Source organism: Gimesia sp. (assembly GCF_048260065.1).
Lineage (GTDB): Bacteria > Planctomycetota > Planctomycetia > Planctomycetales > Planctomycetaceae > Gimesia.
Genome location: NZ_JBLXHC010000003.1, coordinates 126,044 through 150,286 on the forward strand (window position 1 = coordinate 126,044; position 24,243 = coordinate 150,286).

The following is a 24,243-nucleotide window of genomic DNA, read 5'->3' on the forward strand; positions in this document are numbered from 1 at the left end:
CCTGCAGAAAAAGCATGCTACAATACGGCCTGAGCTACGACTGGAATTTCACCAGTAATATTGATGAGCAACTTAAGATTCCATTCCCAAATGATAAGTCAGGTTCAACCGGGGAGAGGGCTGCATTGGAAATTACACACCATCAGGAAATCGTCGCACCGATTGAAATCGTTTTCAGCTATCTTAATGATGACGAGAAAATGAAACTCTGGATGGAAGGTCTGGAATCGATTGACTATCCCAAGGGAAAAAAAACAGAAAAGCGTGTGGGAAATAAATTCATCCATACCATTAAAGAAGGGCTGAATACCCAGACTTACAAGGGAATTATCACGGCATATGAACCACCGTCGCTGCTCGCTGTGAAACTGGCTCATCCCGCGCATCGAATGGAAGTCACCTATGAACTGACGGCATACGGCAGAAAAACGGAACTGGACTATCACTGTGAACTGGTTTTTCCATCCTTGTTCCATCGCCTCATGGGAGTCTCATTCAGCTGGTTCACAAAGCGAATTCTGAAGTCACAGATGGCAAAACTCAAGCAGCTCGCAGAACAGGAATCGGTCCGGCGTGCCCCTCCTGCAGTTTAATCACTTTTTCTTCTTGTCCTTGCCTTTAGTTCTGGCTGCCAGCTCTGCAGGAGTTTCGGGCCCCAGGTGATACAGTCGCGCTGTCTTGTCAAAGCAGGCCACACACATCCGTAAACCATCAGGATGGAAATCCAGATCGTAAGGCACACTTTTAACCTTTTCCGAGGCGAAGGGCTTGTCTTCTCCTGGTTTCCAGAACCAGATCATCCCCGATGAATTTCCACCAACGGCTGCGATGAAATCATTTTCGGGATGAAAGCGGACACCCCAGCAGGTCCCTTTAAAATTATCATCAGGTGTCATCACCGCCAGTCGCTTGCCGGTCACCCAGTCAAACAGAATGACGGTCGGTATTCCGATGCCGGCAAAAGCATTTGAAACTTCACCGATTCCACAGATGGCAAAATATTTTCCATCCCGGCTGATATCCATTCCACGGACCCCGCCGATATGTCCATGAAATGTCGTATCATATTTATAAATCGCACTTCCGTCGAAATTGCGCACCAGTTCACCGGTTTCGACATCCCACTGTTTCAGATTCCCCCGTAAATCCCCTGAAATCAGCCAGCGGCCACTCGGGTGAAATTTCACGTTATAGACTTGATATTCATGGCCTGCAAAAGTCTTGATCAGCTTCGCCGTATTGACCGACCAGAGTTTCACCAGACAGTCATTTCCCCCTGTCGCGACCAGCGATCCATCGGGGCTGATGGTCACTCCGCGTACGTAACCTTTATGAGCTGCAACCAGATGTTGTGGCTGGGGATGTTCCGCCTCAAGATCCCACCAGGCGATCTTTCCTTCATAGGCGCCCGTGATCAACAAGGGGTTAGAATGGCTGATATCAAATCGACGCACCCAGCTCTGATGTCCCAGCAGTTCCGTATTCTCGGCACTCACCAGGTCCCAGCGATTAAAGGCCGATCCCTGTGCTCCTGCGAGCAGGTAATTTCCACTGGAGTCAATCTTACAGGAATACAAAGGACGCGAATGGGTAAACGCAGCCACTTCACGAATTCGTGACGGATCTGCAGCAGGCGGCTGCTCGCGAAAAAGTTTGACGAATTCCTGAAACCGACTCTCGTTCGTCTTCTGTTCCGCCAGTTTTTTTTCGGCGGCGGTAAGCTGCTTTTTCAACTCTGCCTGTTGCTTCTGCTTCTCAGGCAGCGACTGTTCCAGCATCTTTACCTGCTGTTCCAGTTGCTTCAGTTCCTGCGACACGGTATCCGCTTTCAGTTTCGCGGCTTCAGCCGATTCATCTGATTGATCGTCGGTCTTTTTGTCGTCTGATTTCTTCTCGGAAATCGCTTTCAGTTGCTGTTGCAGCAGTTTTAAGGCATCCGTTTCGGTTTTGATCTGCTGCTTTGCTTTTTGAATACCGGTCTGAATCTGACTGACTTCTGAGTCTGCCTGCTTCAGACTTTCGGCGATCTGATTCACGGCGTTCGCTTGAGTTTCAGAAAGTTTTGCTGCTTTGGCCGCATCCAGTTCCGCAAATTTCGAAGCGGCCGGCAAACGCGTCGGTCCATGATTGAGAATTGGCTTGACTGCCTGCACTGGTGATTCGTTGGCAGCCGTTTTATCAGCAGGTTTATCTGCCGCCAATAGCAGCGAAGCCGAACAACACAGTACCGCCACTGCCTGCAAAGATATGTTTTGAAACCGCCGCACTGGTAATCCACTCACGCCAGAATCTCCTTGATTGCTTCCGTCTTGGGATCGGCTTTCGCAATTGGTTGACCGTTGGGATAAAATTCTTCCGAGGAATCCAGTCCGACCGCCTGATAGTAAGTGTGGAACAGATGCCCGCCATTGACTTCACGATCGATCACTTTAGTGCCGGTTTCATTGGTCTTGCCGGAAACCGCTCCCCCTTTGATCCCGGCCCCGCCGACTGCGATGGACCAGGCTGTTCCCCAGTGGTCTCGGCCGATACGTGAATTAATTCTGGGAGTGCGGCCAAATTCGCACATGCAGATAATCAGGGTATGCTCCAGCAAACCACGATCATAGAGATCTGAGATAAACGTCGCGAAAGGACGATCGAATTCACCCAGTTGCTCGATATGAAAATTGAAATTCTCGGAATGAGTGTCGTAGTTCGTATGACCGACTTTGACAAATGTCACTCCTTTCTCAATCAACTGTCGCGCCATCAGACAGTGTTGACCGAAATCATGCTTGCCGTAACGTTCCACGTCTTTGTCAGAAAAATGACTGAAGTCAAAAATATCCCGCCGGGACATCAACGCCGCTGCCTGATCGAACGATTCATTATAGACTTCGGTATGTGCCGTCTTGCGTTTCTGCTCAAATCGCTGACTGACCTTACTCCGCAGATTACGTCTGAGCACATCCCGCTCTGCCGTCATGGAAGAATGCATTTCCAGATTCGCCGGTGCCCTCCCACCTGACAGCACCAGTGGTGCATGACGGGGTCCCAGGAACGTAGCTTCCTTCGAAGAGCCCCCCGCCCCCACTGAGATATATCCCGGCAACGGACTGTCGGGGGGTGACAGATGGCTGGAAAATGAAGAACCCAGATAGGGATAGGCAAAACCAGGCTGTTCTTTCCGCCCGGTCTGCATGATGTAGGCCCCTTTGCCATGGTTATTTTCTTTGGTGTTGATTCCCCGGACCAGTGCCAGATGATGCATCTGCTGTGCTGTATAAGGCAACAGTTCGCTGATCTGCACTCCAGGCGCAGAGGTGGAGATCGCCTGGAAAGGGCCTCCCGTTTCCGTGCCCGGCTTGGGATCCCAGGTCTCCAGTTGACTGACTCCACCGGAGAGCCAGAACACCACCACCTGCTTTTGCTGAGCAGCCAGTTTTTTTGCTGCCTGAACCTGGGTCATTCCTCCAAAGCCAAGCATGCTTAATGCACCAGCGGCTGAGCCCCCGATAAAAGAGCGACGCGTCAGTGATTCATGTGATCCACAAGCATAGTTACAACGCATTGTCACATCCTCTTCCTGAATTCCTTAAGACTGACTGAAGTTGAATCAACCCGATCAGTGATTAAACCGAAACTCTGACGACATTAATAACGCCCAGACCAGATCGGTAATGATCTCAGCCCGATCCTTGCCTGTTTTTCCTGACAGCAGGCCCGTCACTTCCTCAGTTTCGGCCTGGAGTGGATGTCTCGTTAAGACACTGAGGTACAATTCCTCTGACAGCTGAGCGGATTGATCCACTGGGATTTTCATGAGTCGATCGGCTAAATTTCCCGTCCGCGCCGGCAGGATTACCTGAATCCGCTGATCGTTAGACAGATATAAAATCTGATCTGCAGTTGCCTCGAATTCTTTAACAGTTTCGCCCGGCACGCCGCCGAACAGGGAGACAAACTGGCGTTCATAACCCAGCAGATTTTTTCGTAGTGTTGCTTCACTCAACTTCTTATTCAGACTGTTCCGATGCACTTCTGCCAGCCCGGTTGCTTCCATGACTGCCCAGGCATACTGTTCCGGGTTCAAAGGCTTCAGCAACGCGTGAGTGAATTGCGCATCGGACAGATCTTTTGCAGATTTATCCTGAAACAGCTCGTTGGCACTCGACCGCTGATAGGTTTCACTCAAAACAATTTCGCGCAGATACCATTTCAGATCATAGTCGTGTGTTAACAGTTGATCGGTCAGTACATCCAGCAGTTCCGGATGCGAGGGAGGATTATCTGAATGGTCCGCATCGAGCGGATGTACAATTCCCCTTCCCAGCAGCATCGCCCATAACCGATTCGCCATTGTCCGCGCGAAGCGGCGATTCTCTTTTGTAATCGCATCTCCCAGTTGAGCACGACGACTGTATTTGGGAATCGGTCGTACGTCTTTGGCTGGTTTGACTTTGTACTCTTCTCCCTTTTTGAATGCGGGTTCAGGAATCTTTTTGCCCTCAAACACCGCAGGCAGTGTCGTCTCAGGACCTTTGGATGTCTTATCGCGAACCTCAAACACCGATTCAAATTTGACTTCGCCTTCTGCTTTCTCTGCAAAGATCGTCTGCTTTTTCTTTTTGTCGGTAAACACAAAACTGCGAACCAGAAATGCCGAAATCCCGTAGTAATGATCCTGCTTCCAGTCTTCTACTTCCGGGTGATCGTGACATTGAGCACATGTCAGATCTGCTCCCAGAAAGATGCGACTGATATCACGCGTCAGCTCGTCTACCTCGCCGCTGCGAGCCAGATAAAATCGGGCCTCCGCCTGATGCGCTTTATCAGAGCCATCCGCAGCAAGGATTTCGCGTACCAGTTGATCCAGAGGTTTGTTCTCAGCGACGGAAGACCGCAAGTATTCTTCCCACGCGCCGACGTCAATATACTTTTTATTCATCCGCTGCATCAGCATCACGTCCAGACGCTGTGACACAAAGCGGGCGTACTCGGCAGAGTTCAACAGTTGATCAACCAATACCACACGCTTATCGGGACGCTGATCATTCAAAAAAGCCCGCGTCTGTTCGATGGTGGGTATCCGCCCTGTCAGATCGAGATAAATCCGTCGCAGAAATTCAGCATCATCACTTAAAGGAGAGGCCAGCTGCGTGTAGTCTGCGGTTTGACTCTGGATGAGTCTGTCAATCGTCTCATGCAATGGTGGGCCTGCAGGCAGACTCGGCTTTTTTGCGACCAGTGGTTCAATCGCAGGTTGAGACAGTTCTGCAGCCAGGACGGAAATAGAACGTGCCGGGAGGAAGAATACTAACAGCAGCAAAACGTAAACTCGCATGTTCGCGCGAAACATGGGGCTCCTTTCTTCCGTTCTCTGCAATGTCTTTCAGATAGACTGGCTATCTGAGGCGGGACGTAGCAAAACTGATTCAGTTTCAATACGTTGTGGGAAGTCTTAACACATAGGTGGGTGTTTATTTATCGTCTATTGTGGCCCCGTGGCTCCACTCCGTCAAGTACAATCCGCAGATCTTACTCAGCTTTACCCATTCCCGGAAAAGAGATGAACGCACGAAAACGGTGCCTGACAGCACGTTTCTAACGATCCGTTGCTTCGGCTGGCAGAGTTTCTGAGACCGGTGAAAGATCAAAACAGGCAGCCATTTCGCTGTTTCGTACAAACAGTTTCCCCTGGGCCAGAGCAGGATGATTCCAGGTCTGGCCGCTGAGTGCCTGCAGTTTCGCAACCTGCGAATACGCCTCCAGATCCGCTTTGACCAGTTCCACACTGCCATCTTCAGCCAGAATCAGCAGCATCGAGCCTGCCAGCAGCATCTGACCATAACCATAACGCCCTTTTTTCCACTTGCGTTTGCCGTTTTCCAGATTCAGGCAGGTGAGAATCCCTTCATCCAGCCCATACACGTAACCAGCATGCATTACGGAGGAATTGAATTTCAGTTTAGGACTCTTACTCGCCCAGACCTGAGTCACTTCCCACTCATCACCGGTTTTCTTGATTGACAGTCGCGCCGAACCAAGCCCATATCCGGAACCAATAAAAACTGAGGACTCATCAATCACAATGGGCTGGGCGGCGTTGACACCCGCCTGGTTTTTCCAGGGGAAGAACCACAATGACAGTCCGTCTGCCGGCGTAAAACTTTCCAGCCCTTCCGCATGAAACACCAGGATCTGAGGCACTCCCTGTAATTCTGCCAGTTGAGGAGAACTATAACTCGATTTCCGGCTGCCACTCGTCCAGACCTGCTCGCCGGTCTGTTTATTAAAGGCAATGATCGAACGAGGATCCAGTTCAGAGGAATCCACGGCGAGCCCCTGGTTGACGATGACCAGGTTTTCCCAGATCAAGGGAGAACCGGACATCCCCCACTGCAGATTGTTCTGATTCTGTTCTTTGAGCAGATCATGGGTCCAAACGACGCTCCCGGTGGCTGCTTCGAAACAATGCAGCACTCCCGTGCCTCCCACTGTGTAGAGAAATCCCTGATCAAAAGTCGGCGTCGCCCGTGGTCCGACTCCCCCCAGTGCCTCTTCAAAGCGTACTTTATCTTCAGAAACCCAGACTTGATTTCCAGTCAACGCGTCATAGCAGACGACGACTTCGACATCGCCTCGCTGCTCCTGCGTAAAAGCCCGGTCGCCGACAATGCAGAAAGAGCCCCAGCCTGCGCCGACAGGATGTTTCCAGAGCAGTTCCGGCGGCTGCTGCTTCCAGTCGGTTCGAATTGACTGTGCGTCGGCAATTCCATCCCGGTTCATTCCCCGATAGCCGGGCCAGTCACCAGGTACGACTTCCAGAGCCCGCGTCGTGGTATTCGATTTTTTATTGGAGCTGTTTTCGATCTGATTGAAATACGCTTTCGCCCGCTCTTCAAGAGTCGGCGAGAACCGGAATTGAAAGCGGGGGACCATATCCCCTTCAAAACTTTCTACGCGTAACAGTCCAAAAAACAGAACGAATACCAAAGCAGCGCCGCCGAGCCCCTGGAACCGTCTCTTCCAGGCAATTCCCGAAAAAAACAGCCACCAGATGATTAAGCCCACAAAGATATTACGAATCCCTTCATAGACCGAGAACACCTGATAAGTCCGGTCTGGTGCCAGTCGAAACCAGTTAAAAAAAATCGCAGCGATTCCGAGCAGCAGAATCGCCAGTCCCCACTTCCAACGAAATTTCTGTCGGGGAGTCTCAACATTGGTTGCCTGAACCGTTTCAGTTTCGGGAGGCGGCCCGCTCTCAGTCATTGATCAGTCCCGTTATTTTTTAAACAGGCCCACATAGGCTTTGACAATACTGGAGGCTGGCTCAAGATCGGATTTCACAATCCGCGCCAGTGGTGCATAGATGACTTTCACAGATCGGGAAAAGGGAGGAAACTTCATCTTCCCTTCGATCCAGACCAGTGGTCCCGCCAGTAAGAAATACAGCATCAGGAATGCAGCGGCGCACATTGAGGCCACACCTGCTTTTTGCAGGATGGTGGTCTTTTCCGTATCGGAAACCGGTGTCAGGCTCGAATTCACTGGCGCATTCATCGTTCAACTCGAAATTGAGATTAACTCCATAACAGTCTTACCCGAAACCCGCATGAGGCGTTTCAGGAAATACCTGAAATGAATCAGAGCCGACTATTTTTTACGGAAGGCAGGCAGTTGCTGACCGGTCTCCCGATCAAATTCATCCGGTCGGCGGGTGCGCGGCAGTCGGTCATGAGTTTCTTCCTGCCATTGATCGAGGGCCGTGCGCAATTCCTGTTGAACTTCCGCATACTCCGGATTCCCCGCCAGATTGTGTAATTCATGGGGATCTGCTTCTACGTCATAAAGTTCCACTTCCTGTCGGGGGACCTGAAAACAGCTTTGCTGATCTTCGTTCAGTTTCCCGGCTTCTCGCAACTTCAGCATTTTGACGTAGGTATCACTGCGGACGGCATCAGCAGGAGGGGTTCCCGGAATGTCTGTGTAGAAATTCCGAATATACTTATAGCGCGGCGATCGAACGGCGCGACCAAAGTCTTCAAAGTCATGCCAGTTGTGTTCCGCAAAAATCAGTCCGCGAGTCGTTGCTTCCGGATTCTTTAACAGTTTGCGGAAACTTTTTCCCTGATAGGTTTCCCCGAGTGGCAGACCCGCCAGTTCCAGGACGGTCGGCGCGAGATCAACCGAGCTGACCAATGAATTACAGACGCTCCCCGCTTTCACTTCAGCGGGCCAGGTAACAATGAAGGGAGTTCGAATTCCACTGTCATACACGGTTGTTTTGCAACGGGGAAAAGGCCGCCCGTTATCACTCAGAAAAACAATCACCGTGTTGGAAGCCACCTTCTGGGCGTTCAGCTCTTTGCGTACATTGCCGACGACGCCATCCAGCCGCGTAATCTCGTCATAGTATAAAGCCAGATCACCGCGCACCTCCGGGGTGTCAGGCAGATAAGGGGGCACGATGACTTCGTCATTGGTATGCGGTCGGTCAATAATATTCCGCTGATAAGGACGATGCGGATCAGTGAAGGCAAACCACATGAAAAATGGTTTGTCTTTCGGCCTCTGCTGCAGCGTCGATACCCACTCGTTCAACTTCGTCGTCACCAGATCGAACTTGCTTTCCGTGGGAGTTCCCAGATGCCACTTCCCGGCAGAAGCAGTATAGTATCCGGCTTCTTTCAGTTTCTCGACAAACGTCACCTGGCTGGCGGGGAGAGGCAGATGCAGCTGGTGCGCTCCCGTGCTATGGGGATAGCGGCCGGTAATGATGCTGGCGCGACTCGGGCTGCAGGAACTGCAGGTTAGATAGGCATGATTAAACTTCATGCCATCTTTAGCCAGCTGATTCAGATTGGGCGTCTGAATTTTGGGATGACCATAGGCACCGCAGTCATCCCAGGCCATGTCATCCGCAATAAAGACAATAAAATTGGGTTTTGCCGTCGGCTGCGTTTGCGCTGAAACTTCCCCCTTCCACCCCATGAATACCAGTACTGTCATCAGGAAGCATTTCAACGGCATCAGTCGCATATCGGTCTCTTTATCAACTTAAAATGGATTCGTTCAAGGCAGGATACGAGCACGTTCTTCAGGGGTTGGCATCCGGCAGGTTTCATGTTTTCCAAACAGACGATAGCGCACACTCGCAATCAGTCGGTACCCCAGGTTCCGGATCGGAAGTGGAATACACCACAACAGCCAACCATAGAGATTCCAGGGAAATCCCAGCAGCCATAACAGCCTGACGACTGCCGCTGATCGACGATAACAGCGAGCCCCATCCACGGTCCGGAAGACAACGGTATCGACACTGGCCAGATCCTGCTCACTCAGTAATTCCCGAGCAGTCTCCCCCTGCAGCGGTGCATAATACAGACGGGCCTGCCGATCCCGCGCCATCGCAAAATCGACGCTGGAATTACATAAACCACACACGCCATCAAAAAACAGAATCGGCTTCTCGGTCAAACCGGATGCCCCCGTCTCTTCCGTCTGGAAGTCTGCAGCAACACGGGAGATCGGACTGTTCGAATCGATCGTGGTCACTGTTTTTTTCATGTGATTTCGTTTCTCAATCTGAAACACGGTCCAGCCTGCCGAAAAAACGTACTTCACCTGTAATATTATACGTTATAAGCATTTATCTCCAGTCGTATTTTACCGCATTCAGCGGAATCCCTGCAAAACACTCAGCCTGCTACCTGGCTTACGTCCCGTTGACTCAGAATCATTGAATACTTCTGTCGTTTCCTCAAAATGAACGCTAAAATTAAGGCAGTCATCCTGCCGATTCAAAATAGAGAAGGTTTTCCACACATTGATTCCGGTTAAGAGTTCCATGCAGCAACAATCCCCCCATTCCGATTCGCAGACTCACTGGAATCAGGGACTGGGTGTCTCCACGCTGGTTCATCTTTTAATCATCGGCAGTCTTTCCCTGTTCTTCGAACATCAGCTGGGAACGCGGTTTCCGGCGGAATCCGATGTCATCCAGACGCGCTGGGCGCCACCACAAAAGCAGCTCGAATCAGAATCCCTGGAACTGATCCCGGTCACGAAACGCAAAGAAAGCGCCAGCAATTCAGCCCTGCTATCGAAATTACCCCCCATCACAGAGCGTAGATCCGCGCCTGATACGGAATCAAAATCGTCTTATTTACAGGGTCCACTCCCCCAGGTGACACAGTATGAAGAGTCGCTGACGACAAAATACGGTTCCGAAGTGGTCGGCGCACTTTTGACATCGACAGCCCTTGGAAATGCAGCTGATGGTTCCGGGGCGGGAAATGGGAACGGGAAATTCTTCGGGATTAATCCCCAGAGTAAAAAAATCGTTTATGTGGTCGATTCCTCCAACAGCATGAATTTTCCCCATGAAAGTGAGGGAAAAACCAGACTGGGACGTGTCAAAATCGAACTGGCCCGCGCCATTCACTCCCTGAACGAAGACCAGGAGTTTTTTGTGATCTTCTTCAGTGACGTGGCCATCCCCATGCCCGCACGGAAGTTGCAACCCGCTACGAAGGAGGCAAAACAGAGATACCTCAACTGGGTTGCCCGAGTACCCGGCATCGGCATGACGGAACCATACCAGGCATTGCTGCTGGCTCTGAAATTACAGCCAGATACGATTTACTTTCTGACGGACGGTCAGTTTGACCCTGTGATCGTGAAGTCCTTCAATAAACTGGCGACACAGAAATACCGCAATCAAAGGATTACGGTGAATGGCATTTGCTTTGGCAGCCTGGAAGGAGAACAGGCCATCCGGGAACTGGCTGAGAATCATTCGGGAACATTCACCTTTATTCCCTGATTTCACAGGCAAGTCGGAACAGGCATACACTAGCCCACGCCTCTCGTAGATTCTTTAGAGCCATTCAATATCTAAGTCTTTACAGATAAATACTTTTTGGAATAGTATGCCCCTTGCTTTTCTATCACACTGTTTTTTCGCGTGATATTTTCAGTCCCACTTCGCCTTCTTGAGAAGTGAGCACTTTGATTGCTTTTCTTTCAATTAAGTTTCCCGCGCCTGTTAACCGAATCAGCCTGATTGAGTATCAGACGATTTCAACAAGCCGTTAGAATATCTGGATCGCTCAACAACATGAATTCTACGATCACCGCAAAAACGGAACCCCATAAACGCGGTGTACGCAAAGGGACACTGAACTCCCCTTCCTTTCTGGCTCTACTGGGAACTCAGTTTCTGGGAGCGATGAACGACAATATGTTTCGCTGGTTCATCATTCCCATTGCCAAACCGGAGATTGGTGATGCGAATGCCCTTTCTCTGGGACTGGCCTGCTTCACACTCCCTTATCTGCTGCTCGCCAGTGTCGCCGGTTATCTGGCAGACCGTTTCAGCAAACGCACGGTGATCATTGCCTGTAAAGTCGCAGAAATCATCATCATGATTGCAGGAGTCGGCGCTGTTCTGATTGGCAATATCTATCTGCTGTTTTTTATTGTGGCCCTCATGGGCTGTCAAAGTGCGCTCTTTGGACCTGCCAAATTCGGCAGCATTCCCGAAATGCTGCGCGATAATCGTCTCTCGCGCGGCAACGGGATCATGGGTCTGACGACCGTTGTCTCATCAGCCATGGGATTCATCGCCGGCAATTATCTCTACCATATTACTCAACCCAGTCTGTCTGCTCCCGGTACGTTTGGCGATATCAGCTTCGCTGCTTTTACACTGGTCGGAGTTGCTGTACTGGGAACTCTCACCAGTCTGAAAATCAGGAAACTGGAACCGGCTGCCCCTGATCGAGGCTTTCCCTTTAACCCTGCCAAAGAGACCTGGCATCAGATGCAGTTGCTCACCAGCAGTACTCCTCTGCTGAGAACTGCTTTAGGTGTCGCTTTTTTCTGGATGCTGGCTTCGCTGGCACAGATGAACGTCGACACGTACGGCATCAACGAACTGAATCTGACACAAAAAGATATCGGCCCGCTGCTGGGGATCCTCGTCTTTGGTGTGGCACTGGGCAGCATGCTGGCGGGTATCTGGTCTTCCGGACGGATCGAACTGGGAATTGTGCCACTGGGAGCCGCGGGCATCGTCGTGACATCGCTGTTACTCTACTTTACTGGAAACAGCGTCATCCCCGGATCTGAGTCGAACTCACAACTGCTCTACGGCCTCTCTCTGTTGTGGCTGTTTCTGCTGGGGGTCAGTTCCGGACTGTTTGATATTCCGCTGGAAACATTTCTGCAGCACCGCAGCGACGTTGAAACGCGGGGCAGCATTCTGGCGGCTGCCAACTTCCTGGCATTCCTGTTTATCCTGATCGCATCCTTTGGCTTCTGGGTGATGCAGGCCAAACTCGAAATGACGGCCAGCCAGATCTTCATGGTGCTGGGGCTGCTCACCATTCCCGTTGGCATTTATATTTTCAAGCTGCTTCCCAACGCCACCATCCGCTTTATGGTCTGGCTGGTCAGTTGTACGATTTATAAACTGCGCGTGAAGGGACTCAAAAACCTGCCTCCCAAAGGGGGAGCCCTGCTGGTTGCCAACCATGTCTCCTGGCTGGACGGCGTGTTCCTGATTCTGACATCCTCTCGCCCGGTCCGCATGATTGCTTATTCCACTTACGTCCAGGGCCCCTGGGTCTCCTGGCTTACAAAGCTGTATAATACGATCCCCATCAATGTGGAAGATGGTCCGAAAGCATTAATGCACTCCATCAAAACCGCCCGAACTGCCATTGAAAATGGAGAATTAGTCTGTATCTTTGCGGAAGGAAAATTGACCCGTTCGGGATATCTGCAGCCATTTCAATCGGGTCTGATGAAAATTATTAAAGGCACCGGCGCTCCGGTGATACCCGTTTATATTGATGAACTCTGGGGGAGTATCTTTAGTTTTCACGGCGGAAAATTTTTCTGGAAAAAACCGCGCAGGTGGCCATATCCCGTTTCGATCAGGTTCGGCAAGCCCATTCTTCATCCGGAGAATGAAAAGCACGTTCGTAAAGTCGTACAAAACCTGGGAGTCGAATCTGCCAATTTTCGAAAGACATATCAAATGATAGCGCCAAGATTGTTTCTGAGAAAATGTAAGAGTCAACGATTCCAGCAAAAAGTGGCTGACTCGACCGGGGTTGAACTGACCGGCGGAAAATTACTGACCGGCGCGCTGATGATGAGGCGGCTGCTCAATAAATACGTTCTCAAGCAGGATGAAAAAATGGTCGGCGTCCTGCTGCCCCCCTCTGTAGGCGGGTCTGTTGTGAATGCCAGCCTTGCGATCTCAGGCCGCGTCCCCATCAATCTGAACTACACGCTGTCTGACAGTGATATCAATTACTGTATCCGGGAAGCAGGCATCAAAACCGTTTTGACCAGCAGTAAGTTCCTGGAGAAAAAACCTTTCGATCTGGAAGCGAATGTGGTCCTGGTCGACGAACTCAAACTCAAAGCCTCACTGGCTGACAAACTCATCAGCCTGTTCATGGCGTTCATTGTCCCGGCCTGGTTAATTGAACGCATCATCGGCCTGACCCGGGTCAGCTCTGACGACCTGAGTACGGTCATCTTCACATCTGGTTCAACGGGTCGTCCCAAGGGAGTCATGCTGACCCATCATAATATTATTTCCAATATCAACTCGGCCGATGACCTGCTGCAGCTTGCTCCCCGCGACTGCATCCTGGGAATCCTGCCTTTCTTTCATTCATTCGGTTACACGATTGCGCTCTGGATGCCTTTCGCCAGAAACATGCGATCCTGTTATCACTTTAATCCCACCGATGCCCGCACCGTGGGGAAAATGATTGAGAAATATAAAGTCACGCTCTTCACGTCGACACCTACATTCCTCAGACACTATCTGAAGCGCTGCACGCGGGAACAATTCCAGTCACTGGACATCGTCATTACCGGTGCAGAAAAACTGCCTCAAAGTCTGGCAAAAGAGTTTGAAGAGAAATTCGGGCTCTTTCCGACCGAAGGTTACGGCACGACAGAACTGTCTCCAGTCGCTGCGGTCAACGTCCCACCGACACGACAGCTGGATCCGACGGAAGTCAGTGCCAAACCGGGAACGGTAGGCCGTCCCATTCCCTGTGTCATGGCAAAAACGGTTGACCCCGAGACCAAAGAGGATCTCCCTGACGGCGAAGAAGGTCTGCTGTTTATCAAGGGGCCTAATGTCATGAAAGGCTACCTCAATAATCCTGAAAAAACCGCAGAGGTCATTTTCGACGGCTGGTACAATACCGGCGACTTTGCCACCATCGATGAAGAGGGTTTTATCACCATCACCGGCAGGCAGACCCGCTTCTCCAAAATCGGTGGAGAAATGGTGCCGCACCTCCGGATCGAAGAACTCATCATCGACATCGTCAGCAACCCGGATGAAGACGAACCCGAAGTCCAGGTCGCAGTGACGTCAGTTCCTGATCCTAAAAAAGGCGAACGCCTGATCGTCCTGCATAAACCGCTGCAGATTTCTGTCGACGAAATTCTCAAAAGACTTGCCAGCGAAAATCTGCCCAATCTCTGGATGCCTTCCAGCGACAGTTTTCTGGAAGTCGAAACAATTCCTTTATTGGGTACAGGTAAACTCGATCTGGCAAAAATCAAGCAGGTCGCCTGTGATGCCTTTGCAGCCGAAGTCACCAGCTGATATTATAGGATATACTTTACATGCTTTAGCGATTTGCATCCCTTTCAACTTTCGCTTTCGCAATAACTTACGCAGATTCTTCGAAAACTGCGTTAGGTTCCCGGGGCTCAAGAGTCCATTAGTGTAAAGAACGGGCCATTGTATAGTGAAATTCACTTTATTAGTGAAATCATTATGTTGTATCCGTTTAGCGATTGAGTAAGTGAGAAGGAAGCAGGCATGATAAACCAAAATGTCAAATTGACGGAGCGGCAGCTGGCAATCTATCAATTTCTGAAAGACAAAATTGTCAACCGTGGTTATGGCCCTACAGTCAGAGAAATCGGTGATGCATTTGATATCCGATCTCCCAATGGTGTCATGGGACACTTGAAAGCCCTTGAACGTAAAGGGTTAATTAAACGCAAATCCCATATTTCGCGATCCATTCAACTCTGTGACAATGCTCAAAAACCGGCAAATGTAACGTTTTCCGGTTCACTGCAGGCGGGAACACCAATTATTCCACCGGCGGCAGATGATACACAGGTTGATTTCAGTGCCCTGTTTGAAAGTGGCGACAATTTCTGCCTGAAAGTCAAAGGCAACTCCATGATTGAAGCACAGATTCAAGATGGAGATTTTGTCGTGATTAAAAAACAGGACACCTGTCAGCAGGGAGAGATCGTTGTTGCACTGGTTGATAATCAGGAAGCCACATTAAAACGCTTCTACCAGGAAGCAGATCGTGTCAGACTGGAACCTGCCAACTCGACCATGTCACCCATTTATTCCACCGACGTCCAGGTGCTTGGCGTGGTGAAAGGTGTCATTCGCAAATTCAGCTGAATGATTCATTCAGGTCGGCTGATCCAGGTCGGTCTGTGATGCCATTTGAGTTCGCGCCAGGGTAATCAACATCGTTGCCGGCAGCGTTACTACGTCAAGTTGTCGCAGCATGTTGACGACTTGCGCTGTGGTGTATTGCGCGTGCGTACAAACATGTAACAGAATGTCCTCACGACGCGTCTGATGAATTCGTCCTTTGCCACTGCTCGTGCTGAGTTTACAGACCAGGTCATCCAGCCTTTCTGCAGACAGCTGATCCAGATACTCAATCCACCTCTGTTCCTGTGCGTTCCATTTCTGCTTCAGTTCTTCCAGAGACCTGATCCCCCCTTCTCCCTGCTGATTGCCCGGCAGTGCCTCTGCCAGATCGCCGGGCAAAACGGGAGACTCGTTCCCCTGTAACGCTTCCAGCCAGACATACTCAGCCGCATACAGATGCACCAGCGACCGCCAGATTGATCCCTGACCGATGGAAAAACTCTGATGGAGCTGTGTTTCCGAAAGCGCCTCTGCCGCGTCCAGCAAACCCTGGTTGACCCAGCGACGGTGTTCATGCAATCGAGCTATCGTGTGAACGGCCATAAAAAACCTCTGATGTTTAAGTAAACTTCCCGAAAATCCAGCCAGTCTGAGATGATCGGCTCCTGTTCATTCTCTTGGAGTGGAATAGCACGCCCGGGGTTCACTGTTCAGATGTAAAATCGCCTAAACCATCACAGCGTTTCCACTTGGAACAACCCGTTTTTGTTTTTTCAGCACGATTTTTGATCGTTTTTTTATTTAGATTGTTTCTCAGCTCTTGAATTGCCGAAACTATTTTCTATCCTTAGCCTTAGATTCAGCAGGAATCAACATCATTCTGGGGGATTAGCTCAGTTGGGAGAGCGTTTGGCTGGCAGCCAAAAGGTCACCGGTTCGAGCCCGGTATCCTCCACTCAAAGCCACTTGCATAGTTTTGCAGGTGGCTTTTTTTGTTGCATCGTCACCCACTATCGAAACGCGTCTGCCCGTCGCATCTCTCAGTCCGCAAACGCACAATTGTTCATTCACATTGTTTCATTGCATTGGTAATATCAGATCATGCAACACTGTCTGCAAGCATCTCACTTCAAACTGATTACCTGTCCCTATGAAATTCCGAGAAATTGAAGTTGAAATTCGTTACCTGACAACCGAAGAGGGTGGTCGCAAACAGGGTATGTTTAGTGGCTATCGAGGGCAGTTTCACTACAACGGAGATGATTTCGATGGCGCACAGTTCTTTCCAGATCTCCCCGAAGGAGTACTCCTTGAGCTGGGAATGACCGTTCGGGCCCTGGTTCGATTTCCGCAACATCGCTGGGATGAATTTCATTCGAAACACATCAGGCCAGGTATGGATTTCCAGATTCGAGAAGGTGCCAAAGTGGTAGGACATGGGGTCGTGAAAACAGTCTGAGTTTGTCCTGATCCGTCTGGTTGCAGCTGCAGACTTCCGGCTTAAGGAAATATGGGAATGAATGAATCAGAATCAATCGAAGCAATTCAAAAATACCACTACAGAAAACTCAGCGGTCCCGACGACTATGCCACCCTTTCAAAAGCGGCCAGAGACGCCTACCAGAGGCTGACAAACGATGAGGTTGAATTCCTGGTCCTGATGGCACTCACGGATGATAAGAAATGTCAAAATATTCTGGCTTGTCTGGCCTGTCTGAATCCGGGCTGCCTCAAAGATTTTCACCAGACGTTGCTCGAACAGGAAACTTTCCAGCCGTCTGAGATCTATTTTGATGCCAGCCAGGATGTGACAACAACACTCATCAGACTCGTGAACGAGTCGAACGAGATGATGCAGCGGAGCAGTTTACTAACCTGCCTGGCATGGGCCGGTAATAAAGTGGTACAAAAACAGTTTTCCGACTGGAGACAGGTCCCTCCCGACTGGATCTCTACACTTTACATACCACCGCATCAATATGCCGGCCAGGCTGGCTGGGAACTGTTACCTGATGGCTCACGCAGAGACCTTTTCTTTGAAACCACATTACCACTCGTCACACCGGATCAGGCAACGGTGAATTTAAACGCGGTTCAAACAGGGATTCCGGCGGAACAATCTTGCCCCTGGTGTGAGCGGCAACTGGTTTCCTTAATGGAGTTAGATCTGACCAGCGAAGAAACTTCTTTTTTGAACCTGGAAGGGGAATCGCTGCACTTTACGACTTGTGATGTCTGTGCCTGCTACGGGACACTCTTCTCCAAAGTCGATCGACAGGGAAAATCTTCCTGGCATACAGCGAATTTACGCCCTGGTTATTTACCCGATGATACTTCCGACTGGGGTACATTTCCCACAAAACCACTCGTACTTTCAGGCAGCAAACGGCACTATATGGAATCTGCCGAATCGCTCCATTTGCCGGCGGTCAGATTCTCTCAAATTGGTGGACTGCCAGCGTGGATTCAAGATGCCTGCTATCCCGACTGTCCGGAATGTTCCAGGAAAATGAAATTCATCGGCCAGATCAGCAACGCAGATTTCATCAAATCCATGGAAGGGATTTACTATCTGCTCTTATGCTGCGATTGCAATGTAACGGCCACAGTGTATCAGTAAAGCTGAATTGAAACGGTTCTAATGTGAATTGATCTACGGTAAGCATAAAAAGGTCGGCCAGTTCTTTCATCGGAAAGACTGACCGACCTTTGGCTACCACATGCCCGGTCTGGTGGGTCCCGCGGGTAAAGCGCCCCGGCGAGCCCACATCTTATTATTTCTGTTGTACATTCGGTGTGGGTGATGGTTGTGGTTCAGGGATCACCTTCTCTTCTCCGGGCACACAACCCGGACAGTCCAGATCGGGACCTTCGATCACCTCTTCCTGAATGGTACCTGGTTTACAGATCTCACATGGCTGATCTACTACCTCTGGCTCCAGCACCAGATCACGGGAATAACTGCCTTGAGTCCCACCATAGTAGCCACCATAAGAGCCACCATTACCTGCAACATTGCAGCTGTTGTACCCCAGAACCGCACCGCCGCGCGGATAATTGAAATAACACGATCCAGAATAGAAGGCTTTAAATTTCCCGAAGTAACTGCGCGAATAATATCCACTGTAAGCATAGCTCTGATTCAATGAAGAAATCGCGGTCCCGATATCGGAAAACTCACTGACGACTGCCGTCTGGACATAACTTAAGCCAACGATCATCGCCAGGACCGCTACGGTCAGGATGATAACCAGTTCAGCCGAGAGAACGAATCCACCTTCATCGTTCCAGAATTGTTTTACAAATTGATGCATGGGAAGCTCCTTTTTTAGCTTGATGTAACACGTTTTTGATTGAGTAGCCTGCATGGTCAGCGCTGGACAATCACTCCAGCGCGTTGCGGAATCAACAGCACAATCAACCGGCCTGTTGACCGGGTTGATTACTGCTGTTGCACGATTAGTTGTTTTTCTCTCAGGGACATTTCCCTGTCACTGACACTGTTGTTCGATTGAAAAACGCCGATTGGCTAAAGCGGGAGAGGAAAGTTTCTCAGGCTTTCCTTTTCTGGTTTTCGAGGCGGAACTCAATTACCTCACTCACCATAAAACCAGGGTTAATACCAGAAGTTCTCTCCGCTTCAGTCAATCAGTCATCGGTGGTCTCTCAGGTCACCGATTTGTGTAACGGTCTCTCAGGTCGTCACACACTCTCTCTATGCGATTGATCTCTCCTGTCGCGTCAGACAGGAGCAGTTATCTGTTGTATTAAACAACCGGCATATCCGGCCTTTTCAGTAACACCGGAATAACCGGCATGCTTGTTACATTAGGCAATATGCGTGCCATGCATAAATTCGTTTTCAGAATCAAAACCAGGACAATCGACATAAACCATACAATAGAAATAACTTATAAATTCGGAATAAAACTACTTCCCCCAGTCTGAGCACAACGAAATTAGAGAACAGCCCTGGAATGTTCAGTTTGCTTTACAACGGCTTTAACGTTTTTGATAAGAACTCTGATCGTATCGATTATGACGATCGGGTGGGATAAGCAGCAGAAAGGCTCAGTTTGAGGATCGTGGATGGGGAATTGAGCTGCTGGATTAGACTGTGTCCAGTTTTACTGCAGCGTCTCCAGGTCAATTTGGACCGAGTATATTAGATTGACAGACGCTATAGTGAAATGTGATACGCTCTAGAAATGCGAGTCAACTCAACGACTTACAGCTCATATCAATCGTGAAGCATAAAACCTGGTAGCCAGGTCAGGAATTCGATTTCAATTCTGGAGCTGCCTGAGAGCCTCAGCTCATTCCACCTTAATTCATTAAAACTTTCACAGCACCCATCTTGTTCATCTTTACATGAGCGGGGGTCCATGACCAAAATAGGGATCGGGTCCATTTCAATTGAACTGGTCTGGCGCTATATGTAGCAGTTGAGAAAAGAGAACCATGAAGAATCAGAAGCCAATTAAGTATTCAGCAGTAGTGCTCCTGTCACTGGTCTGTCTGGCGAGTTCATGTCAAAAGTCTGAACGAGACTTAGTGATTGGTCGCTGGCAGAACTCCGGTGGGCCTAACATGATTTTCAATAAGGATGGGTCCGTCTACAGCATACATCAGGGGAAACGGCGGAAGGGCGCCTTTTATCTTGATACAGAATCGGAACCGCAGCAAATGGTCCTCGATATGCGAAATACCGAGATCAATGCTGTTTTATTCTTTGATTTCAACGCCTTCTCCGAAAAACACATTGAGTTGACTCCTACGTATGTGCAGAGAACAGGCAGTAAGAAAAAAAAATCGGACCTGAAACGAAAATTACTGTTCCAGAAAATCGACCCGAACGATCCCTTGATGGGAGTCAATCGTTTTTCTGCAACTGCCACCCCGGAAGAAAACCAGTAGCACAGTCGTTCCCCTGGATTAATTTAAGATACAGGTGCGCATAAAAAAAGCAGCAGACGCCAACTGACGTCTGCTGCTTTTATATCTGGTATTCTCTGATCCTATTCGGCACTGCGAACGTTTGTCACAGATTCCGAACTTTGAACCGTTTCGAGAAACGTGTTATCAACTGAAGGAATGTAATCGTCATTGCTGATGTGCAATGGAGGTTCGAACCCCTGAATTGGAAGTTCCTGAACAGCAGAAATCTGTGCAACAGGTTGTTCCATTGTTCCGATCACTTCTGCGTCGGCTTCTGTGATGATCCGGAATTCTGATTCAGCTGCTTCAGAAACATTCTGAGTCTGAACAGCCTCTTCTGTTACAGTCACGACTTCAGACACGAGTGAGTCTGATTCGACTGATTCCGTGACAGGAGCCTGTGCAATCTGAACTTCGGGTTGAGACATGGTTTTTTGCTGCTGCTTTTTCTGCAGTTGTGCAACCTGCACCACGGCTTCTTTGATCGAATCCAGATCCGGATTGATTTCTAATGCACGGTGATAGTGACGGGCAGCATCATCCAGGTTTCCTCTCTGCAGGCAGATGTATCCCAGATTGGCATGAGCTTCTTCAGCACTCATTACAGAACGGGCCACCTGATATGCCTCATCCATCCGCCCCTGATGCCCTAATACCAGGCTCAAGTTGTTAAAGGAACGTTTGGTACTGGGATCACGCTTGATCGATTCTTCCAGAGCAATCTCAGCAGCCGGAAGATCATTCTGCAGATACAGGGCATAACCCAGGTCGGTCAGATATTTGGGGTTTTCTGGCTGAACCTTAACTGCTTCCATCAGATATTTTGTCGCTACATCGTGTCGACCCATTTTTGAGTTGACGATCCCCATCCGATGCAAGGCGACAGAGTTCTGGGGGTTCCGTTGCAGCATGACACGATAAGTCTGCTCTGCCTTCACGAACTGGCCTTTTTCTTCAGCCTGTCGTGCCATCACCATTTGGGGAGACTCATCCATCGGCAACTTCAGACCTGATCCCACCACGTTATGAGAGTGAGAACATCCCGTTGTCAATAGAGCGGCCACTCCGGAAAAGAGGACCATTGTCCACATTGTTGAGTTTCGCATTCCATTACCTCACAAAATTTAATTGTGATTTTTCACTATCCATTGTGAGAAACACTCAGACCATCCTGGGCAGACACAAGTATTTAAACAGGTATTACTGACCTGAAAGTGACTCGAAATTGAATCCGTTCTAAATTTAGTCCCCGGTGAGAACAGTTATTAGGTAGCTTCTGCCTACGAAACACCAGGGCTCCTTTTCAGTTATCGACCATCATAATAGCGTAAGATGAAAGAACTCGTGGAATCCCGGAACTCTTCTCGAATTCCCATCTGGAGCAGACCCTATATGTTCACATTCAGTCAACGATCGGCAAAATCTGCCGATTGAAACTGGTCAGAACCATCAAAATCACAAAACATCAATAGAATCTGATCCGATCCCCACTTCTGGATCGTGGGGATTAGACAGGCAGAAAATGAAAGGCAGACTGACCTGTTACGAATCAGATTCGTCAGAGTCCGCTTCTTGATACTCGGGCAACACTTCAAAACCCAATAGTGTTTCCACCTGCTCTGCCAGCAGGCAGAGACGACCCAGAACACGATGATTCAATCCCATCAGATTTTCGAACAGGGCCTCTGAGGCCCCCAGAAGTTCTCCTGGATGATTCGATTCCGGAATCTTTGCCAGTGCAAATTCAGCAATCGTGATATCGACACGAGAATGTTCAAACGGATACAGCAGACGTTTAAAACGATTGTAGATCGAATTCAGCAGCGTATCCATTTTCTCCATTTCCGAGAGTACGACTTCACAATATTTATCATCGGTTCGTAAATCATCAAAAAAACGTAACAACACCTGCAGGGCAACCGAATTCATGTGCAGTTCCCATAAACGACTGATCTGAGAATTGGTCGCCTCCAGCGCCAGCAGCAGATCAGGTAAGTCTCGTTCCCAGAGCGCAGCATCTTCGATCTGAGTCTGCACCTTAGGAACCATAAACAGTTGCAGGCTTCGTTCGAGTCGTTTAACGACCAGCGTTTCATATTTTTCCAGTTCGCCGCGTGTATCGCTTTTCTTCCGTTCGAGCCCATGCTTTGCATTGACGATTTTGTCGTAGTTCGTCAATGACTTGAAAAAACGATCATCAACATCCAGTTTGAGCCGCGCACGTACTGCCACCTCAGCCATACAGACACTCATCGATTTTGATTCAAACTCACGATACTCTTCGATGAAAGATTTATACTTTTCCCGGTACTTCAACTGTTTCTCTCGATAGCTTTTCAGTTCCTGTGCACACTGCTTTGCATCTGCCGGAGCCTGAACCGCAGACTCGGAAAACAGCAGAGGCCGGTTCGGGTAAATTGCCCCCTGATAAAACCGTTGCACCGCTTTATGCGACTCATTTTCTGCTTCCAGACGGACCTGAAGTTCATCCACCGAATGCAGATCTTCGCGGGGAATCTTCTTGCCGAATACCCCATAATAAAAATCGCGCGTGACAAATTTTGCTTCGCGGTTGAAATCACTGAATAAAACCGTCGCTGGTGATTTTAACCGGAAAATCCCCTCTGGATCCTCATCTTCAATATTGGCAATTCGTTCCAGTGTTGCAGGATGAGTATCAAACCAGCCGGTCTGCTCCTCCCTGATATGCCGGTTCATAGCCTGCTTTACCTCTTCCGGCAGCTTATTCAGATTGATATTGATCAACGCGGGAAAATTATCCACCAGTCGCCCCTCTGAGTAAAACTGTCCCAGATCACTCAACGCCCCCTGGTTTGCCACTCCCAGTAATGCCAGCCGTTTACTGGTCGCAGCGAAACAGCGACTTCCCGCCAGACGTGCCTCATAACGGTCTGCATCAAACTCCATCTGTCGCATCAGGAATCCACTCACCAGATGCCCCACCATCATCAGCAACCACAGCACTTTCCGTGTGATCCAGACAAACAGTCTTGCCAGATAGAGGACCCAGCTGATGCGCAAATCAATGGACTGTGACAGATACTCCAGACGTTCATCCCAGGCATCACGTTCGTAAACCACTCGCATAAACCACATATTGATACTGCGAATAATAAACGACAGCCGCATGCCGGCCCCTTGTGAGAAATGGCCAAACTCATGTGCCAGCACTCCGGAAAACTGTCTCAATGACAAACTGGCAACCAGAGGCATGCCGATCGTCAGCACCAGATCATTCCCCAGCATACTCAACCAGCCCCTCCGGAAACCGGCAGACGCATTGACCTGAATATCAAGGTTGATCTGCACAGGTTGCGGTGCTCCGACGGCGTCACACACCTGATCAACAAACATAAACAGTAACGGTTCTTTCTCCCGTTTAAGTGCACGAAAAGCGGAAGAATGCGAAGGACGCGAAAAGAGGGGTTTCAGCATGAATATAATCAGAATCACGCCCACTACGATCGGTGCCAGATAGACCAGCAGCAGGAGAATCATCCCCTTGCCTCGATTGCGTGTGGAGGTACTCGAACTGCCTGCCTCGAACAGAGCGAGTGAATGGACGGCGTGGAAATAGACACCCCAGATCACGCCACCAATCATCGCGACATAAATCAGCGGCAGTAAAACCATCACGAAACTGACCAGCAGGGCACATAAACGATACATCAGCGTCGGCGTGACGGGTTCGATCGTTCCCTCAAAAGCCTGCATGATTATACCGGGCGTCAGTTCCTTCGTCTCACGACTGGCCCGTTTCCGCGATTTTGAAGAAGACCTGTCGGTCTTAGCAGGGGTCTGAACAGACCGTTTCGTTCGACGGGGGGGAGAATCACTCATCA

General features: G+C 49.7%; 18 protein-coding genes and 1 tRNA gene. 8 read left to right on the forward strand and 11 right to left on the reverse strand.

Annotation, left to right across the window (positions count from 1 at the left end; all coding sequences use genetic code 11):
- The first annotated feature begins 125 nt into the window (after positions 1 to 125).
- Positions 126 to 593, forward strand: a complete 468-nt coding sequence (locus tag ACN0YN_RS06685) for an SRPBCC family protein (protein WP_417384226.1) — start codon at positions 126 to 128, stop codon at positions 591 to 593.
- Here the strand turns inward: ACN0YN_RS06685 and ACN0YN_RS06690 are convergent, their stop codons facing one another.
- The 7 genes from ACN0YN_RS06690 to ACN0YN_RS06720 all read right to left on the reverse strand — a co-directional run bounded on the left by ACN0YN_RS06690 (position 594) and on the right by ACN0YN_RS06720 (position 9,555).
- On the reverse strand, positions 594 to 2,282 hold the full coding sequence (locus ACN0YN_RS06690) for a hypothetical protein (protein WP_417384227.1): 1,689 nt from the start codon (positions 2,280 to 2,282) through the stop codon (positions 594 to 596). It abuts the gene before it with no gap.
- On the reverse strand, positions 2,279 to 3,553 hold the full coding sequence (locus ACN0YN_RS06695; RefSeq protein WP_417384228.1) for a DUF1501 domain-containing protein: 1,275 nt from the start codon (positions 3,551 to 3,553) through the stop codon (positions 2,279 to 2,281). The genes ACN0YN_RS06690 and ACN0YN_RS06695 overlap by 4 nt, the downstream gene beginning before the upstream one ends.
- Positions 3,554 to 3,607: 54 nt before the next feature.
- Entirely contained in the window at positions 3,608 to 5,341 is a 1,734-nt protein-coding gene (locus ACN0YN_RS06700) for a DUF1549 domain-containing protein (protein WP_417384229.1), read from the reverse strand.
- Positions 5,342 to 5,586: 245 nt separating this feature from the next.
- Complete coding sequence (locus ACN0YN_RS06705) at positions 5,587 to 7,257, reverse strand: PQQ-binding-like beta-propeller repeat protein (protein ID WP_417384230.1); 1,671 nt, start codon at positions 7,255 to 7,257, stop codon at positions 5,587 to 5,589.
- 12 nt (positions 7,258 to 7,269) lie between these two features.
- Positions 7,270 to 7,536, reverse strand: a complete 267-nt coding sequence (locus ACN0YN_RS06710) for a hypothetical protein (protein ID WP_417384231.1) — start codon at positions 7,534 to 7,536, stop codon at positions 7,270 to 7,272.
- A 105-nt stretch (positions 7,537 to 7,641) separates the two neighbouring features.
- A complete protein-coding gene (locus ACN0YN_RS06715) occupies positions 7,642 to 9,027 on the reverse strand; it encodes a sulfatase (RefSeq protein WP_417384232.1) in 1,386 nt (461 codons plus the stop codon).
- 33 nt (positions 9,028 to 9,060) lie between these two features.
- A complete protein-coding gene (locus ACN0YN_RS06720) occupies positions 9,061 to 9,555 on the reverse strand; it encodes a thiol-disulfide oxidoreductase DCC family protein (RefSeq protein ID WP_417384233.1) in 495 nt (164 codons plus the stop codon).
- 280 nt (positions 9,556 to 9,835) lie between these two features.
- Between ACN0YN_RS06720 and ACN0YN_RS06725 the strand changes: the two genes are divergently transcribed.
- From ACN0YN_RS06725 to lexA, 3 genes are all read left to right on the forward strand, one after another.
- Complete coding sequence (locus ACN0YN_RS06725) at positions 9,836 to 10,813, forward strand: VWA domain-containing protein (protein WP_417384234.1); 978 nt, start codon at positions 9,836 to 9,838, stop codon at positions 10,811 to 10,813.
- Between the two features lie 294 nt (positions 10,814 to 11,107).
- Positions 11,108 to 14,635, forward strand: a complete 3,528-nt coding sequence (locus ACN0YN_RS06730; RefSeq protein WP_417384235.1) for an acyl-[ACP]--phospholipid O-acyltransferase — start codon at positions 11,108 to 11,110, stop codon at positions 14,633 to 14,635.
- Positions 14,636 to 14,854: 219 nt separating this feature from the next.
- Positions 14,855 to 15,463: a transcriptional repressor LexA gene (lexA, locus tag ACN0YN_RS06735; RefSeq protein WP_417384236.1), complete on the forward strand. Its 609-nt coding sequence runs from the start codon at positions 14,855 to 14,857 to the stop codon at positions 15,461 to 15,463.
- Between the two features lie 9 nt (positions 15,464 to 15,472).
- Here the strand turns inward: lexA and ACN0YN_RS06740 are convergent, their stop codons facing one another.
- A complete protein-coding gene (locus ACN0YN_RS06740) occupies positions 15,473 to 16,045 on the reverse strand; it encodes a DinB family protein (protein ID WP_417384237.1) in 573 nt (190 codons plus the stop codon).
- A gap of 279 nt (positions 16,046 to 16,324) precedes the next feature.
- Between ACN0YN_RS06740 and ACN0YN_RS06745 the strand changes: the two genes are divergently transcribed.
- The 3 genes from ACN0YN_RS06745 to ACN0YN_RS06755 all read left to right on the forward strand — a co-directional run bounded on the left by ACN0YN_RS06745 (position 16,325) and on the right by ACN0YN_RS06755 (position 18,062).
- Positions 16,325 to 16,397, forward strand: a tRNA-Ala gene (locus tag ACN0YN_RS06745).
- A gap of 195 nt (positions 16,398 to 16,592) precedes the next feature.
- Complete coding sequence (locus ACN0YN_RS06750; RefSeq protein WP_417384238.1) at positions 16,593 to 16,901, forward strand: elongation factor Tu; 309 nt, start codon at positions 16,593 to 16,595, stop codon at positions 16,899 to 16,901.
- A 57-nt stretch (positions 16,902 to 16,958) separates the two neighbouring features.
- Entirely contained in the window at positions 16,959 to 18,062 is a 1,104-nt protein-coding gene (locus tag ACN0YN_RS06755) for a hypothetical protein (RefSeq protein WP_417384239.1), read from the forward strand.
- Positions 18,063 to 18,216: 154 nt separating this feature from the next.
- Here ACN0YN_RS06755 and ACN0YN_RS06760 read toward each other — a convergent pair whose 3' ends face one another.
- Positions 18,217 to 18,756: a Flp family type IVb pilin gene (locus tag ACN0YN_RS06760; protein ID WP_417384240.1), complete on the reverse strand. Its 540-nt coding sequence runs from the start codon at positions 18,754 to 18,756 to the stop codon at positions 18,217 to 18,219.
- 1,276 nt (positions 18,757 to 20,032) lie between these two features.
- Here ACN0YN_RS06760 and ACN0YN_RS06765 point away from each other — a divergent pair.
- On the forward strand, positions 20,033 to 20,359 hold the full coding sequence (locus ACN0YN_RS06765) for a hypothetical protein (RefSeq protein ID WP_417384241.1): 327 nt from the start codon (positions 20,033 to 20,035) through the stop codon (positions 20,357 to 20,359).
- A gap of 101 nt (positions 20,360 to 20,460) precedes the next feature.
- Here the strand turns inward: ACN0YN_RS06765 and ACN0YN_RS06770 are convergent, their stop codons facing one another.
- Together ACN0YN_RS06770 and ACN0YN_RS06775 are read right to left on the reverse strand one after the other, a co-directional pair.
- Positions 20,461 to 21,486 carry a tetratricopeptide repeat protein gene (locus ACN0YN_RS06770; RefSeq protein WP_417384242.1) on the reverse strand — a complete coding sequence of 342 codons (1,026 nt, stop codon included), beginning with the start codon at positions 21,484 to 21,486 and terminating at the stop codon, positions 20,461 to 20,463.
- A 436-nt stretch (positions 21,487 to 21,922) separates the two neighbouring features.
- Positions 21,923 to 24,241, reverse strand: coding sequence for a M48 family metallopeptidase (locus ACN0YN_RS06775; RefSeq protein WP_417384243.1), 2,319 nt, complete (start codon positions 24,239 to 24,241; stop codon positions 21,923 to 21,925).
- Positions 24,242 to 24,243 lie beyond the last annotated feature (2 nt).